The sequence below is a fragment of the Vibrio sp. 10N.222.55.C6 genome, from assembly GCF_041473395.1.
GTDB classification, from domain to species: domain Bacteria; phylum Pseudomonadota; class Gammaproteobacteria; order Enterobacterales; family Vibrionaceae; genus Vibrio; species Vibrio crassostreae_C.
This window is the reverse complement of record NZ_JBFRSD010000928.1, coordinates 1-374: the sequence shown is the minus strand read 5'-3', so window position 1 is coordinate 374 and position 374 is coordinate 1. Positions and strand designations below refer to the sequence as shown.

Sequence of the window (374 nt, the reverse complement as noted above, 5' to 3'; positions counted from 1 at the left end):
CGGAGATGTGTATAAGAGACAGCCTGAAAACAGTCAATTTGGTGAGAAGATTTCGATGGATGAGTTTCTTGAAGCACGGCATGTAACCTTGAAGTTACTTCGCCAAGATACTCAAATAGTCGACTTTCTTTCCGAAAAGAACTTCACTCGTGATGTTGCTATTGAAGTAAGAAACATCACTAACTTGATATTGGCGGTAAAAGGGACTGACTACATTGCTGCGGTTCCGGTTAGCATGACCCATTTGGCTAAAACCATCGGTTTACAAATTCATGAGCCTCCATTCTTAATGCGTCCCGTGGAGTTTGAGTTTTTCTATCACAAAAAGTATCAAACTAATGGGCAACACCAAGAGTTACGAGATGAGCTTAAAC

At 40.9% G+C, this 374-nt stretch carries 1 pseudogene; it reads left to right on the top strand.

The features are described 5' to 3' along the window. A pseudogene (locus AB4486_RS26900) lies at nt 1-374 on the top strand (LysR family transcriptional regulator); the annotation flags it as partial.